The 14,384-nt window shown below is 38.5% G+C and carries 17 protein-coding genes; 1 reads left to right on the top strand and 16 read right to left on the bottom strand.

What is annotated here, in order from left to right; all coding sequences use genetic code 11:
- Nucleotides 1-35: 35 nt before the first annotated feature.
- The 9 genes from panC to PZE06_RS06040 form a co-directional block, all read right to left on the bottom strand.
- On the bottom strand, nt 36-881 hold the full coding sequence (gene panC, locus PZE06_RS06080) for a pantoate--beta-alanine ligase (RefSeq protein ID WP_150914737.1): 846 nt from the start codon (nt 879-881) through the stop codon (nt 36-38).
- A complete protein-coding gene (gene panB / locus PZE06_RS06075; protein ID WP_150914738.1) occupies nt 878-1,714 on the bottom strand; it encodes a 3-methyl-2-oxobutanoate hydroxymethyltransferase in 837 nt (278 codons plus the stop codon). Before panB ends, panC begins: the two co-directional genes overlap by 4 nt.
- A gap of 406 nt (nt 1,715-2,120) precedes the next feature.
- The gene (locus PZE06_RS06070; protein ID WP_150914739.1) at nt 2,121-3,101 is read right to left on the bottom strand and encodes a biotin--[acetyl-CoA-carboxylase] ligase; all 981 of its coding nucleotides are present in this window, start codon (nt 3,099-3,101) and stop codon (nt 2,121-2,123) included.
- Nucleotides 3,086-4,288 carry a CCA tRNA nucleotidyltransferase gene (locus PZE06_RS06065; protein ID WP_150914740.1) on the bottom strand — a complete coding sequence of 401 codons (1,203 nt, stop codon included), beginning with the start codon at nt 4,286-4,288 and terminating at the stop codon, nt 3,086-3,088. The genes PZE06_RS06070 and PZE06_RS06065 overlap by 16 nt, the downstream gene beginning before the upstream one ends.
- Nucleotides 4,288-5,430: an N-acetyl-alpha-D-glucosaminyl L-malate synthase BshA gene (bshA, locus tag PZE06_RS06060; RefSeq protein WP_150914741.1), complete on the bottom strand. Its 1,143-nt coding sequence runs from the start codon at nt 5,428-5,430 to the stop codon at nt 4,288-4,290. The genes PZE06_RS06065 and bshA overlap by 1 nt, the downstream gene beginning before the upstream one ends.
- Nucleotides 5,427-6,140 (bottom strand): bacillithiol biosynthesis deacetylase BshB1, encoded by a 714-nt coding sequence (bshB1, locus tag PZE06_RS06055; protein WP_150914742.1) that lies wholly within the window; start codon nt 6,138-6,140, stop codon nt 5,427-5,429. Before bshB1 ends, bshA begins: the two co-directional genes overlap by 4 nt.
- Nucleotides 6,133-6,552: a methylglyoxal synthase gene (gene mgsA / locus PZE06_RS06050; RefSeq protein ID WP_150914743.1), complete on the bottom strand. Its 420-nt coding sequence runs from the start codon at nt 6,550-6,552 to the stop codon at nt 6,133-6,135. Before mgsA ends, bshB1 begins: the two co-directional genes overlap by 8 nt.
- A 118-nt stretch (nt 6,553-6,670) precedes the next feature.
- A complete protein-coding gene (gene dapB / locus PZE06_RS06045; protein WP_150914744.1) occupies nt 6,671-7,471 on the bottom strand; it encodes a 4-hydroxy-tetrahydrodipicolinate reductase in 801 nt (266 codons plus the stop codon).
- A gap of 6 nt (nt 7,472-7,477) precedes the next feature.
- Nucleotides 7,478-7,819 carry a nucleotide pyrophosphohydrolase gene (locus PZE06_RS06040; protein WP_150914745.1) on the bottom strand — a complete coding sequence of 114 codons (342 nt, stop codon included), beginning with the start codon at nt 7,817-7,819 and terminating at the stop codon, nt 7,478-7,480.
- Nucleotides 7,820-7,996: 177 nt separating this feature from the next.
- On the opposite strand from PZE06_RS06040, the gene PZE06_RS06035 reads away from it, so the two are divergent.
- Nucleotides 7,997-8,872: a YitT family protein gene (locus PZE06_RS06035; protein WP_150914746.1), complete on the top strand. Its 876-nt coding sequence runs from the start codon at nt 7,997-7,999 to the stop codon at nt 8,870-8,872.
- A gap of 172 nt (nt 8,873-9,044) precedes the next feature.
- Here PZE06_RS06035 and PZE06_RS06030 read toward each other — a convergent pair whose 3' ends face one another.
- The 7 genes from PZE06_RS06030 to PZE06_RS06000 form a co-directional block, all read right to left on the bottom strand.
- The gene (locus PZE06_RS06030) at nt 9,045-9,728 is read right to left on the bottom strand and encodes a zinc metallopeptidase (RefSeq protein WP_150914747.1); all 684 of its coding nucleotides are present in this window, start codon (nt 9,726-9,728) and stop codon (nt 9,045-9,047) included.
- 197 nt (nt 9,729-9,925) lie between these two features.
- Nucleotides 9,926-10,714: a sporulation protein YpjB gene (gene ypjB, locus PZE06_RS06025; RefSeq protein ID WP_150914748.1), complete on the bottom strand. Its 789-nt coding sequence runs from the start codon at nt 10,712-10,714 to the stop codon at nt 9,926-9,928.
- Between the two features lie 85 nt (nt 10,715-10,799).
- Nucleotides 10,800-11,393: a lipoprotein heptaprenylglyceryl N-acetyltransferase LhaT gene (lhaT, locus tag PZE06_RS06020; RefSeq protein WP_150914749.1), complete on the bottom strand. Its 594-nt coding sequence runs from the start codon at nt 11,391-11,393 to the stop codon at nt 10,800-10,802.
- A 357-nt stretch (nt 11,394-11,750) separates the two neighbouring features.
- Nucleotides 11,751-12,521, bottom strand: coding sequence for a menaquinol-cytochrome c reductase cytochrome b/c subunit (locus PZE06_RS06015; RefSeq protein ID WP_150914750.1), 771 nt, complete (start codon nt 12,519-12,521; stop codon nt 11,751-11,753).
- 50 nt (nt 12,522-12,571) lie between these two features.
- Entirely contained in the window at nt 12,572-13,246 is a 675-nt protein-coding gene (qcrB, locus tag PZE06_RS06010; RefSeq protein ID WP_019154288.1) for a menaquinol-cytochrome c reductase cytochrome b subunit, read from the bottom strand.
- A gap of 3 nt (nt 13,247-13,249) precedes the next feature.
- Nucleotides 13,250-13,756: a Rieske (2Fe-2S) protein gene (locus PZE06_RS06005; RefSeq protein ID WP_150914751.1), complete on the bottom strand. Its 507-nt coding sequence runs from the start codon at nt 13,754-13,756 to the stop codon at nt 13,250-13,252.
- Nucleotides 13,757-13,906: 150 nt separating this feature from the next.
- Nucleotides 13,907-14,371, bottom strand: a complete 465-nt coding sequence (locus PZE06_RS06000) for a YpiF family protein (protein WP_150914752.1) — start codon at nt 14,369-14,371, stop codon at nt 13,907-13,909.
- Between the last annotated feature and the right edge of the window lie 13 nt (nt 14,372-14,384).

Below are 14,384 nucleotides of genomic sequence, written 5' to 3'. Positions count from 1 at the left end.
CTTCCCCCATTCCTTACATTGGACTAAACAATTTCCTACTCAATAGATAAGACCATATTGTCGATTAAACGAACTTTAGTAAATTGAACAGCAATCGCAATAATGATTTTTCCTTTCACCTTTTCAATCGTTTGGAGATCCGGAAAAGAATAAATTTCAACGTAATCAATCGTTCCACTCGTTTTTTGGGTAATATCGTTTCTTATCATTGTCACTAGTGATTCAATACTTCTTTCACCTGCTTCGATCTTATTTTTTGCCGCTAGCAACGCTCGATATATTTCAGGAGCTTGTTCTCTTTCCTCAGGCATTAAATTTACATTTCGAGAACTTTTTGCTAATCCGTCCTCTTCACGGACAGTTGGAACTGGTATCAGCTCAATTGGAAAGTTGAAGTCTGCAATCAGCCCTTCGACGACGGCAACTTGCTGGGCATCTTTCATCCCTAAGTAAACTCGATCAGGTAAAATTAAATGGAATAGCTTTGTCAACACCGTTGCTACCCCATCAAAGTGGCCCGGTCTTGAATTACCGCATAACACATCCGTTCTCGCTTGAGCTAACACCTTTACAGACAAGGGCTTAGGATACATCTCCGCAACGGAAGGGTTAAAAATAATGTCAACCCCCTCTTCAAGGCAAACGCTGACGTCCCGTTCAAAATCACGCGGATACGTAGCAAAATCTTCATTTGGACCAAATTGAAGCGGATTGACAAAAATACTGACAATGGTAATATCATTTTCTTCACGTGCTTTTCTAATAAGCTGCAAATGTCCTTCATGTAGGTAACCCATTGTAGGAACAAAGCCAATTGAATTTGTTTTTTTTAACTCTTTCGCCAGTGCTTGCATTTCGGTAACATTCGTAATAATCTTCATTCTTTACCTCCATAAAGCGCCAGCATTTCTTCTTCCTTCATCATGAAGCTATAAGGATCAGAGGGAAAGCTTTTCTGTTTTACCTCTGAAATATAGTGTTCTATCCCGTTTTGAATCTCCTCATTCAAATTTGTATATTTCTTTACAAATTTAGGTAATTTTTCGACACCATACATTAAAATATCATGATACACGAGCACTTGACCGTCAGTCTCAGATCCAGCTCCAATACCGATTGTTGGGATCGACAAACTTTGCGAGATTTCTTTTGCTAATTGTTTTGGTACACATTCAAGAACAAGCATAAATGCACCTGCTTCTTCACACTTTTTTGCATCCTCAATTAACTTTTTTGCTGCTGCAGCACTTTTCCCTTGCACCTTATAGCCTCCAAGCACTCCAACGGACTGCGGGGTTAAGCCTAGGTGAGCACAGACAGGAATTCCTGCTCTTGTTAATGCTTTTATATGGTCTACCACTTCATCAGCGCCTTCGACCTTAACTGCATTAGCACCTGTTTCTTGAATAAGCCTTGTTCCATTTAAAAGCGTATCTTTAATTGATAAATGATAGCTCATAAAGGGCATATCAACAATAATATGAGTATCTTTCGCACCCCTTTTTACTGCTTTTCCATGATGGAGCATATCCTCCATTGTCACAGAAACAGTTGAATCATAGCCTAAAACGACCATTCCAAGGGAATCACCAACAAGGATGACATCAACACCAGCTTGTTCCGCCAACTTTGCTGATGGAAAGTCGTAAGCCGTCAGCATAACAATTTTATCATGCTCTTGCTTCATTTTTTGAAAATCAGTTGTACTTCTCATCATTTTCCTCCTTTTTGAGTCGGAAGAGGAGATAAACAAAAAAGGAATCCTAAAAAAACACAGAAGGATCCCTTTGTAACATATTCTTGTTTCATCCCTCTGTCCCTGTCCGTTTGGATCTAGGCAGATAATTATTCATTTAAACAACGTCTTAAACAAGGTGCAGTTCAAAAATGATACTGCCCACATAAAAAATTATAGCAAATTTCAGCACAATTACCTAGCATAAAAGAACTCACCTATTCACGATCATGATTCATTGATGTGAATCATATAGAAATACAACGTTGAAGGTTACAATTTCCTTATTCTACTAACTGGATTGCTTAGGTTTAGGTTAAAAACAGATAAAAGCAGAATCATTATGTTCGTATACACTCGATCATAAAAAAGCTAGGAAATTTCTTTATCCTAGCTCAATATCAGCAGAGTAGATACTATGAATCACACCATTTTCATCTTCGATTTTCAATACACCGTCCTCGTTGATTCCAAGAGCCTTTCCCGTTATATTTCCAGTTAACGTGCGTGCGGTTATTGTTTTGCCAATACTAATTGCGTAACTTTCCCAAAGAAGTTTAATAGGATGAAATCCTTTTTCCAAATAAAGTAGATAAAGCTTTTCAAGCTTTAAAAATATCGTTTGAATTAAACTAGCACGATTAATATGCTCCCCTTTTTCTATTGAAAGGGAGGTTGCAACTGACCTTAAATCTTCTGGGAAATCTGTTACCGCTTGATTAACATTTATTCCGATTCCAATAATGACTGAGTGGATTCTATCTGCTTCAGCCTGTAATTCTGTTAAAATACCTGTCACTTTCTTGCCATGAACTAAAAGGTCATTGGGCCATTTTATATGCGGCTCAAGCCCTGTATTTTCAACAATTGCTTGAGCGACCGCAACTGCGGTTAAGAGCGTCAGTTGCGGTGCCATCGGAAGTGGAATCTGTGGCTTTAAGATGACACTCATCCAAATGCCTGTATGCTTAGGTGAATGCCATCTTCTGTCCATTCTCCCTTTTCCACCTATTTGTTCATCAGCGATAACAACCGTTCCCTCAAGAGCGTTTTCCAAGCCAAGTCGATGAGCGACTTTTTGTGTTGAATCCACCGATTCTTTGTAGTGAATTTGTTGACCGATGAGCATGGTTTTTAGCCCTAATCGAATCTCATTTGCGCTCACATGCTCAGGCTTTTGGATAATGCGATAACCTTTTCTTCTTACTGCCTCAAGCTCAAAGCCTTCATTGCGAAGGTCTTCAATATGTTTCCATACAGCAGTTCTCGAACAGCCCATCAAATCAGCTAAATATTGCCCTGATAGAAATTCGCCTTCATGCTCAGTAAATGCGTCAAGCAGTTTTTTCCTTAAGGTTGACTGCATGCAAATAGCCACTCCTTTATGGATACCTGTTCATTTTCAAGTTCTCCGTTAATGATTGCTTTTTCTATTGCCAGCAGCTTTTCTTCAATCCACGGTCCGCCTTGTAATTGATACCATTCCAATAAATGTTGTCCAGTTATGACCAACTCTTTTCTCTCTTTGAGCGGCAACCGTTGCCATACTTCTTCTAGCTCATCAATATTGGTATCAATATTCCGACCTTGTAAAATATTTAAAAGCTTTTCTGTCCGAATTACAGATTCTTTGCCAGCGTGGTAGAGCTCCTCTAATTTCCATTCATGATCAAGGCGTTGAATAAGCAAACTTAATCCAAGCTTCACTCTTCTTATTTGCTTAACTGGAAGCTTCCAAGCTCTTAAAAAAGCCTCGACGTTATTTCTCGGTAAATGAAAATGATAAAGAAGTAAAACCCAATACTCGCTAATCGCAAAATGTCCTGATAAATCAAACTGTGAAAATGCTGCCAATTCTTCTTGTTTATCTTCAAACCCTGGTAAAAGTCGATAAAGTCCCGTATCTATAAGGAGCTTTATTGCGTGTTGATAATTTTCCCCATTTAACAGCTTTTCAAATTCAACCGTCTTTCGTTCAACTGCAATCATTCCTAACCACTTACTATGTTCCTTTAAAGCATTATACGTTTCCTTTTCAAGAGAAAATGAAAGTTGACTGACAAAACGAATCGCTCGCATCATTCTAAGAGCATCTTCGTGAAATCGCTCACCAGCATTACCTACCGTCTTTATCATCTTTGCCTTAATTGCTGCCTGCCCAGCAAATGGGTCAATCAGCTCCCCATTCTTATTCATAGCAATCGCATTCATTGTAAAGTCCCGTCGCCGCAAGTCCTCTGTTAAAGAACGGATAAACGTGACTTCATTTGGCCTTCTAAAATCGGCATACTCCGATTCACTGCGAAAAGTTGTGACTTCATAAGACTCTCCTTGATATAGAACTACAACAGTACCATGTGCAATTCCTACATCGACCGTCTTCGGAAATACTTCCTTCACTTCCTCAGGAGTCGCCGAAGTTGCAATATCAACATCATCGACTGGTCTGGCCAGCAAAAAATCACGGACTGCCCCTCCGACAAAATAGGCTTCGTATCCGGCAGCTTCTAATTTGTTTAAAATCGGTAGGGCTTTTAGAAAGGGTGGTTTCATTACTTTTCACCTTTTTGAATAGTTTCGTAATAAAGATCTTCGTATTGCTTTACAATTAAATTCGCTTTAAATCGCTCACAAACCGCAGCGATCGATGATTGCGAAAAACGTCTATGTACCGTTGAATCAGCTAATATATGCAAAGATTTTTGTGCAATTTCTTCTATATTTCCTAATTCACAGATATAACCTGTTTCACCATCTATTATTACTTCTGGCAAACCGCCGATGTTTGTACCAATACATGGGACACCACAAGCCATTGCTTCCAATGCGACAAGGCCAAAGCTTTCTTTCTCCGAGAGTAGAAGCATCAGATCACTAATTGAATAAAGCTCTTCTAAATTATCTTGCTTTCCTAAGAAAAGAACCTTGTCTTTTATTTTTAATTGATCTACCAATCTTGAGACAACGGACATTTCAGGTCCATCACCAATGAGTAACAACTTCGCTTTCATCTGCTCCACTATTTTTGCAAAAGACTTCACAACGTCGGGTACCCTTTTTACGGGACGAAAATTACTAACATGGATCATGACCTTTTCATCCTCTGCAATCCCAAATTCTTCTTTTAAATAATCAGCATCTGTTCGTCTATACACTCGTTCATCAATAAAATTATAAACTGGAACAATTGGTTTATCTGGGTTTATAAGGTCATATGTTTGTTTTATTAAAGAATTCGAAACGGCTGTAACTGCATCTGATTTTTCGATCCCAAATCGAATCGCATCGGTCAGGGTCATATCATAGCCAAGAATCGTTATATCAGTCCCATGAAGTGTTGTGACAATTTTAATATCCTTTCCGCTCATTTGCTTTGCTAAAATCGCACAAACCGCATGTGGAATCGCATAATGAACGTGAAGGATGTCTAAATTTTCTCGTTTAATGACCTCAGCCATTTTACTTGCTAGAGCAATGTCATATGGTGGATATTGAAAAACTGAATATTGATTTACCTCAACTTGATGATAAAAAATATTATGATACATTTTTTTTAACCGAAATGGAAGACTTGAGGAAATGAAATGAATTTCATGTCCCTTTTCAGCAAGCATCTTTCCAAGTTCAGTCGCAATCACTCCTGATCCACCAACCGTTGGATAACAAGTAATTCCTATCTTTAATTTTTTTGTCATTCGTGCTCTCCTAATAAATCCCTGTTTAGCAAGATGGGGGTTTTAGTGATAAACCCTTCAGCATATTTGACTCCAACTTCTTTCCCGAACAACCTTTCTCTCGCCTCGATCGATTCAAGATAACCATTGACTAAAGGAGTCTCCACTGTTTCAGCACCTCTTTGAAATTGACTTTCATAAGCAGTTAAACTCGCTAATTTTCGTTCCATGAAATCCGATATATCTATGACGAAATCAGGCTTATGAAACCCGTTAATCATATAATAAAAAAGCTTATTTGGACGGTAAGGAGCGTATTGTTGAGCTGTTTTCAATTTTCGAATTCCCGCGGAGAAAAAGGCTTCTTCTACAATCTTTGTACAGTTCCCGTGATCGGGATGACGATCAAGATGATACGGAGTACACACCACCTTAGGTCGGTACTTTCTAATGAGCGTAACCACCTCTTGGATTAACTGCTCAGACATGAACAATCCCCGGTCGGGTAAATTGAGATTTTCTCGAACTTTTACTCCCAATCGATCCGCTGCTCTCTTAGCTTCTTCAAGCCTTCCTTCTACCGTACCATTGGAAGATAATTCAGCTCGTGTTAAATCACAAATACCGACCTTTTTACCGCATGATGTATATTTTGCAATTGTTCCACCCATGCCGATTTCAACATCATCCGCATGGGCTCCAAAAGCTAAAATATCCAATTGTTCATTCATTCACTTCACCATTTCGTTTTGCAATGATCTGACGCCAAGAAAGATCACCGCGCTCTAAACCTTTAATAATCACTTCCGCAGTTCCCATATTAGTTGCAAGTGGAACTAAATAGACATCACATAATCGAATTAAAGCAGAAACATCTGGTTCATGTGGCTGAGCTGTTAGTGGATCTCGAAAAAATAAGACGACATCCATTTGATTATTCGCTATCATGGCACCAATTTCTTGATCTCCCCCAAGTGGACCTGACTGAAATCGATGAACCTTTAAATTCGTTGATTCCATAATTTTCAAACCTGTCGTTCCTGTTCCAAATAGCGTATGATCTTTTAAAATCTCTTCATACGCCATGACAAAGCGCACCATATCGTCTTTTTTCTTATCATGGGCAATTAATGCAATATTCATCGCTATCTCCTCTTTCCTATTCACTCTTTTCACAATTTTTGTGAAATCCCCCATTTTTTTTACTTCACGCGACTTTATTTAAGTATAAGCTTTGCTTTAATTTCATTAAACTGTCTACTTATTCGATGATATTTTCAAGGCCATAAACAAATGTATCTATTTTCATGACTGTATCAACCGCAAGTTTGACTCCCGACATAAAGGAAGCACGATTATAGGAATCGTGGCGAATCGAGAGTGTTTGTCCATCAGAACCAAACATCACCTGCTGATGCGCTATTAAACCAGGTAAGCGCACGGAATGAATATGCATCCCTTCAAAATTAGCCCCTCTAGCACCTTGCATCGTTTCTTTTTCATTAGGGTGCCCTTGAGATTTTTGTTCTCTGACTGCGGAAATCATTTCGGCAGTTTTCACTGCTGTCCCTGAAGGAGCATCAAGTTTTTGATCATGATGCAACTCGATAATTTCAACATCTTCAAAGTACTTCCCCGCCATTTGAGAAAACTTCATCATTAGAACTGCTCCAATGGCAAAATTAGGGGCAATAATACAGCCTAGCTCTTTCTCTTCACAAGTGGCTTGGAGCTCGGCTAAATCTTCTTTTGAAAACCCTGTTGTTCCCACCACCGGTCTAACACCGTGCAATAACGCTGTTTTTGTATGGTGCATCCCAATCTCTGGTGTCGTTAAATCGATCAACACATCTGCTTCAATTTCAGAAAAACATTTTTCTATATCCCCAAATACAGGTACTTCTAAAGCATGAAAACCTTCTATTTCTTGTAGCAGCTTACCATCATATTTATAGTCTATCGCAGCAACGAGTTGATAATTTTCGGTTGTTTCAACTAATTTTACTGCTTCTCTCCCCATTCTACCTCTTGGACCAGCTATTATTACTTTTATTTTCTTCATTTCGCGTCACTCCTCTGTTTGTTCTATCCTTGTCCAACGATCTTTATCTCTCGTATTAAATTTGTGCATTACTCGATCATGTGCTTCTTCTAAATCAATATTAAGAGAATTAGCAAAACAAGTGATCACAAAGAGTAAATCACCTAATTCTTCCTCAATCGTTTTTTCGTCCTCAGATGATTTTTTTGGTTTTTCACCATAATAATGATTAACTTCACGAGCTAGCTCCCCTAGTTCTTCCGTCATCCTTGCCAGCATCGCTAGAGGGCTGAAATAACCTTCCTTAAATTGAGCAATGTATGTATCAACTTCCGCTTGCATCTCCTTAATGGATTTATTTCGGCTCATATTACTACCACTCCTAAATATGTCAGTCATTAAACATTCATCATTAAAGTTAATATTAAATAATAACAATGGCTTTTACAAATATTTTTTATTTCCCCAGTTGTTGCCATTCTTAATGGCTTCCCTTATAATTAAAGCGTTTTGAAGGAGTAGTATGCGAAAGAGAGGAATGTTGAAATGCCCTTTGGACTTAAACTGAAAAATATCTTCTTTATATTAATTGGCTCTGCCATTTTTTCATTTGGCATCGTCCACTTTAATATGGAAAACAATTTAGCAGAGGGAGGCTTCACCGGAATTACCCTATTGCTATATTTTCTCTATAAATTTGACCCATCCTACACAAATTTAATTTTAAATATCCCTGTATTTTTTATAGGTTGGAAACTACTAGGTCGAAAAGTATTTATTTATACAATCATTGGTACGATAAGTGTATCGATCTTCCTCTGGTTATTCCAACGCTATCCATTTATTACGATTCCGTTAAACGATGATTTAGCGCTTGCTGCTCTGTTTGCCGGCGTTTTTATCGGCATTGGATTAGGAATCATATTCCGCTATGGCGGAACTACTGGCGGTGTCGATATTATCGCAAGACTTGCTCAAAAATACATCGGTTGGAGCATGGGCAAAACGATGTTTATGTTTGATGCTGTCGTTATTATCTTATCTCTTATTTTTTATTTATCGCACCGAGAAGCGATGTATACGTTAGTAGCTGTCTTTGTTGGAGCCAAAGTGATCGACTTTATGCAGGAAGGAGCTTATTCTGCAAGAGGTGCGATGATCATATCAGATAAAAATGAAGATATCTCGGCGAAAATTATGAAAGAAATGGATCGGGGGGTTACCGTCCTCAAGGGGCACGGCTCATTCACCAAACAGGAGCGCGAAGTATTATACTGTGTGGTCGGACGGAATGAAATAGTCCGATTAAAAAATTTAATTACATCTGTCGATCCCCATGCTTTTGTTTCTGTCAGTATCGTTCATGATGTACTTGGCGAAGGCTTCACCCTTGATGAAAATAAAAAACCGATTGAAAGATAATCTAAACCAGGACAGAAACTGACGCATTCGGAGCATGGATCCGTCTGCGAAGATGTCATTTTCCAGTCCAATCAACTTAAACTATTTTTATATTAAAAAAGAGTGTAGACAAACTCGATGATTTTCGAGTTTGTCTACACTCCGAAACAGCCAAAGGCTGTCTTTTTCGTATCTATTCGCTTCTTTGCATTCCTGTATAGATTAAAATAAGTCGTAATAGTTCTAATACAGCGACTGCTGCTGCGGCAACATATGTTAAAGCAGCGGCATCCAAAACCTTACGGATTTCTTTTTCTTCATCATTTCGAATGATCCCTAGTGAAACAACTTGATCCATAGCCCGATTTGAAGCGTTAAACTCCACTGGTAATGTAACTAGTTGAAACACGACTGCTGCTGCCATAAAAATGATACCAAGCAACACTAGATTAGACAAGCTTGCTAGCATTCCGATGATGATGAGAATCCAAGAAAAATTGGAGCCTATATTTGCTACTGGAACTAAAGAATGGCGAATACGCAGTGGTGCATAGTCGACTTGATCTTGAATCGCGTGTCCTACCTCATGGGCTGCAATTGCTGCAGCTGCAACAGAATGCCCATGATAATTTTCTGAAGAGAGACGAACAGTTTTTGAACGGGGATCGTAATGATCTGTTAATTGTCCTCTTGTTTCTTCAACCGTTACATCGTAAAGACCATTCGTATCGAGAATTCTTCTTGCAACTTCAGCCCCACGCATATGCGATGAAGAGGGAACCTGTGAATACTTCTTGTAAGCGCCTTTGACTTTCAACTGGGCCCAAATCGGGATTAAAATGATCAGGGCAAAATAAATTAAAAAGCTAAATCCCATATTAATTTTATTCCTCCATTACCTTTGTTGTTAGATTTTTTTTTTACTCAAATACGGACAATGAGTTGTTTCACATTGGCTTTTTTACAACTAGTCATATTTTCCATTACCAGTAAAAACATAAGGATAATATGCTTAATTATATTGTAAAGAGGATTTCATTGGGAGTCAATGATTTAGCCCCATGTTTCTACCCGTTACATCCGCTTCTTTGCTCTTTCCCGTTCCTTATCTCCTCTGTATTTTCTCCAGCCGACATAGGATAATGTAACAATAATAATACTGCCAGTTGTTATGATCACCCACCAAAGAGATGGATCTGCTTCATCCTCAGACATCTGATTAAACAAATCTCTTAAATCTGTTTCCAATGCGACTAATTCCTGCAACCCTGTTTCTTCCGCTAATACTTGCGGTCGATACTCATCAATAAAATGAATTCTTGCATCAATTTGTTGAACTCTTTGCACAGGTACATCAAGCTTCATACTTGGATAAATGACTTCATATAAAGATAGAAACGAATTTAGATGTGAATGAAAATTTGCCGCATCCCCTTGCAACGCAGCATCCTTCATTCCTCCAAACACTGCCATCATCGGCCTTTCCATTTCCGTCCATAAAGGTTGATTCGTTGATGTAATCGCATCTATTGCAAGACGAAATTTCGTTACTCGATTGATGCGCTCATCATGATCCATACTGCCGTTCCCCATTGCTTCAATTGCTTCATTTTGGGCAAGGGTTACAATCCGTAGTTCATCTATTGAGAAACCATGATTTTCCATTGTATAGGCAAGAAACTCATTAGAAAAATACTCAAGAAGTTTTTTTGCATCGTCATATCTTGAAGACTTCACCAATTGTAGAGCTTCATCAGAAATTTGATCAAGCTTTTCAATAGAGGAAATATGATGGTTTGCTTGTATCGTTACTGGTGCAACTATAAGAATTACAATAAAAAATATAGCAGCTTTCAGCTTCATACCTGTCCCTCCTCACATTACTATTAAATGGTATGTGAAGTTGGACAAGGTTAGACCAAAAATATTAGTAGATGTAGCTGCCATTTCACTTAATTTGGAGTGTAAAACGGTCTTTTCGTAATCCGAAATAATAGGCAATTGCAATTGAAACAATACTTAACCAAAAAGTAAAATAACCGATTTGTGGAATATAATCATTAAGCATATGATATCTAGGCATCATAAAAAACACATAATCAATCACATCATTATGTAATGTCCAAATTGCAGCGACAATAAGATGCCATAATTTAAAACGGTAAAATGGAGCATATAGTAGCCCTTGAATGGCCATCGCTCCATGCGAAAGAACGAGCATCATTCCCACTTCGTCAATCTCTCCTGCCACGATAAAAACGATTACATTCATAACGACAGCCCAAACGCCATACTTAAAGAGCGTGACCAATGCTAATGTCTCGAATAACGGCCAATTTTTCCCCAATAAAAAAGCAAGTAGCACAAATAAGAAAAAAAGACTCGCTGTAGGACTATCAGGTACGAATGGTAGAAAAATCGGCGGAGTATCTGCCAACTGGTTTTTATACCAATAGTAGCCGTAAACTGTTCCGATGAAATTAATAATCAGAAGTAATGATAAAATGGAGCGATTTGCTAAAATGGAGTAGATTAACTTCAAGTATATTCACCTCATTTATTTCCACATCTTTCTTATAGTACCATATTTCCTCCAAAAACAAACTGATCAATGCTCTAAAAAAGCACTTAAACAGGAATCAAAGCACGTGAATGAAAGCTCGAATTGTGTCCCTGTTGGCATTAATCAAAACTTTCCCCCGTGCTCATCACCGTACAAATGATAAAGGGTATTTTTCAGACAAGGAATGACAGTGCAGGCCCCCAATTAACTTAACACAGCTTGTGAAAAACTTATTGGTACTTGATGTTTATTAGGCTTTTGCTCTAAACTACGAAAACTTCTAAAACCTCGTCAAAAAAGCTGACGAACAAATCGTCAGCTTTTTTAACATCAACATTATTCACTTTCAAGAGTAGAGATGAACTCAGCTAGTATTTGTAGCTCTTCATCAGTACCTTGGAATAACCCAGCTGGCATAGCTCCTTGGCCATTTTTAGCAATATCAGCTACTTCTTCTGGCGTTAATCCTGTATCAATTAGTGGCGGTGAACCTGCTCCACCTTGGAGGTCTCCTCCGTGACAAGTAACACAGCCATTTGCTTCAAAGATTTTATAACCGTCTGATTCAGTATCAATTTCTGCTTCCGCAACAATTTGACCTTGGATTTTCGCAGCTTCCCAATCATGATGTGCTACTGATTCCCAAGTTAAATAGGTAATACCAGCAACAGCAAGAAGCATGAAACCAGTTGCTAATGGACGTTTAGATGGGCGTCGCTCCGGTCCTCGATCAAGGAATGGCGCCAATAATAACGCACCAAATGCAAGCCCTGGAATAACAAGTACACCAATAATATTGTACGGACCTGATGCAAATGAATATTTCAATAGTTGATATAAGAATAAGAAGTACCAGTCAGGTAATGGAATATATGCTGTATCACTTGGATCTGCTATTTTTTCAAGCGGTGGCTGATGCGCCGCAGTTAAACATAAGAATCCAACGAGAAAAACAGCACCGATTAGCCATTCTTTTAAAAGAAAGTTTGGCCAAAACGCCTCTGTTTTACCAGGATATTCCGAGTAATCCTTTGGAATATTCGGTTTTCGACCTGAAGCTGGGACACGTGAATCTCCCACAAACTTCATACCTTTTCCACGATGCATTGAACAATCCCCTCCTTTAAGTCATTCAGAAATCATGCGCATTTATGATTTTACAACGGACCTGAAATACCTTGTTTACGAATCATCATGAAATGGGCAGCCATCAATGCAAACAATGCAGCAGGTAAGAAGAATACATGGATTGCAAAGAATCGGGTAATGGTCTGTGCACCAATAATATCCGAATGTCCTGCAATCAGGATCTTCAAGTACTCACCTATAAATGGTACTGATTCGATAATCGTAATCGTAACCTTTGTTGCAAATAACGCTTTCATATCCCATGGTAATAAATAGCCCGTTAAACCTAGGGCAAGCATGACGAAGAAGATAAGTACTCCAACAATCCAGTTAAGCTCACGTGGTTTCTTATAAGCTCCTTGGAAGAAAACACGCAACGTATGTAAAAACATCATGACGATAACTAAACTAGCACCCCAGTGATGCATTCCACGGACAATTTGTCCAAAAGCCACTTCGTTTTGCAGATAATAAATTGATTCCCAAGCATTTTTTATATCTGGAACATAGTACATCGTTAAAAACATACCAGATAAAATTTGTATAACAGTAACAAAGAACGTTAACCCACCGAAACAGTAAACAAATGCTGAAAAATGATGTGCAGGGTTTACATGTTCAGGCACTTCATGGTCTGCAATATCCCGCCACAAAGGCGTAATATCTAAACGTTCATCTACCCAATCATAAATCTTATTTAACAATCATTACGCCCCCTTTCGCGGTTCTGCTTTACCTAAAGCTAAATAACCGTCAACTTCTTTATATGGATATACATCCAATGGCGCTGCCGGTGGTGTACCAGGCACGTTTACACCATCTTTTGTATAAAGTCCATTGTGACATGGACAGAAGAAATGTTCAGGGTGTGTTGCATCCGTATTCCAGTCTACTGTACAACCTAAGTGCTTACAAACTGGAGATAGTGCGACAATTTCACCATTCTCATCCTTGTATACCCATGCAGTATTTGTTACTTCTGAAGTGTACCAAGCATCTTTTTGTTCAAATGAGAAATCCACGCGAACTGGCTCATTCGTTATTTCATCAATCTTTTGTTTCGTGACAACATAATCACCAGCTGCATTGTGTTTCAAAACAGGGTCAACTGCAAATCGGACCATTGGCATTAACATTCCTGCAGCCATAAATCCACCTACACCGGTAAGTGTATAGTTTAGGAATTGACGTCTTGTTACGCGTTGTTTGCTCATACCTTTCCCCCCTCTATCATGAAATGGTAGTCCAACGGACATAATTTAGGCACAATATAAAACTAGGACATAACAATGATATATCAATCTATACTTTAGGTCAATATAATAAATCGCTAAAGGATTGGAACTCAGTGATTAAAATCTCTATTAGTCATTATTTTGCCACTTTTTCACAAATAAATGAATCAATTGGCCAATTTGATCCTCTAGGATGGAATTTCGATACTTTTCATCCATATTCTCCAATGGAAGAGACGGTAGCCAAATCACCGTGCCCTCACATTTATCTTCTATTGTTCTCCACCCGCTGTCGGATGTTATATAAATAATATGTTTAAACCCACTTTTTATGAACTCTGACTCCCAGTGCTTTATTACCTGAAGACGGCTGTTATCAGAGTCACTTTTTAAATATGTATAGCCCGGAAGCATCATGAGTCTTCCTTTAAATTGGCGCTCAAGCGGAATCGTTAAAAGTGAAATAAACTCTGTCATCGAGGCAGTTTGTTTTAAATCCTCGCCAAACGAGATCGGCAGTAGCGGTAGAACAACCGTATCAACGTATTCCTTCGCCCCCAAATACATATCCATATCTTTAGAAACCCATTTCATTCCCATCACTCCA

It is taken from the genome of Robertmurraya sp. DFI.2.37 (genome assembly GCF_029211245.1).
GTDB lineage: Bacteria > Bacillota > Bacilli > Bacillales > Cytobacillaceae > Robertmurraya > Robertmurraya methanolica_A.
Note: the sequence above shows the minus strand (reverse complement) of the source record. Positions and strands in the feature narration are given on the sequence as shown.

Coding starts and splice junctions, on each gene's coding strand:
- panC (WP_150914737.1), bottom strand. CDS start 881: ATGAAGATTATTACGAATGTTACCGAAATGCAAGCACTGGCGAAAGAG.
- panB (WP_150914738.1), bottom strand. CDS start 1,714: ATGAGAAGTACAACTGATTTTCAAAAAATGAAGCAAGAGCATGATAAA.
- PZE06_RS06070 (WP_150914739.1), bottom strand. CDS start 3,101: ATGCAGTCAACCTTAAGGAAAAAACTGCTTGACGCATTTACTGAGCAT.
- PZE06_RS06065 (WP_150914740.1), bottom strand. CDS start 4,288: ATGAAACCACCCTTTCTAAAAGCCCTACCGATTTTAAACAAATTAGAA.
- bshA (WP_150914741.1), bottom strand. CDS start 5,430: ATGACAAAAAAATTAAAGATAGGAATTACTTGTTATCCAACGGTTGGT.
- bshB1 (WP_150914742.1), bottom strand. CDS start 6,140: ATGAATGAACAATTGGATATTTTAGCTTTTGGAGCCCATGCGGATGAT.
- mgsA (WP_150914743.1), bottom strand. CDS start 6,552: ATGAATATTGCATTAATTGCCCATGATAAGAAAAAAGACGATATGGTG.
- dapB (WP_150914744.1), bottom strand. CDS start 7,471: ATGAAGAAAATAAAAGTAATAATAGCTGGTCCAAGAGGTAGAATGGGG.
- PZE06_RS06040 (WP_150914745.1), bottom strand. CDS start 7,819: ATGAGCCGAAATAAATCCATTAAGGAGATGCAAGCGGAAGTTGATACA.
- PZE06_RS06035 (WP_150914746.1), top strand. CDS start 7,997: ATGCCCTTTGGACTTAAACTGAAAAATATCTTCTTTATATTAATTGGC.
- PZE06_RS06030 (WP_150914747.1), bottom strand. CDS start 9,728: ATGGGATTTAGCTTTTTAATTTATTTTGCCCTGATCATTTTAATCCCG.
- ypjB (WP_150914748.1), bottom strand. CDS start 10,714: ATGAAGCTGAAAGCTGCTATATTTTTTATTGTAATTCTTATAGTTGCA.
- PZE06_RS06015 (WP_150914750.1), bottom strand. CDS start 12,521: ATGCATCGTGGAAAAGGTATGAAGTTTGTGGGAGATTCACGTGTCCCA.
- PZE06_RS06005 (WP_150914751.1), bottom strand. CDS start 13,756: ATGAGCAAACAACGCGTAACAAGACGTCAATTCCTAAACTATACACTT.
- PZE06_RS06000 (WP_150914752.1), bottom strand. CDS start 14,371: ATGAAATGGGTTTCTAAAGATATGGATATGTATTTGGGGGCGAAGGAA.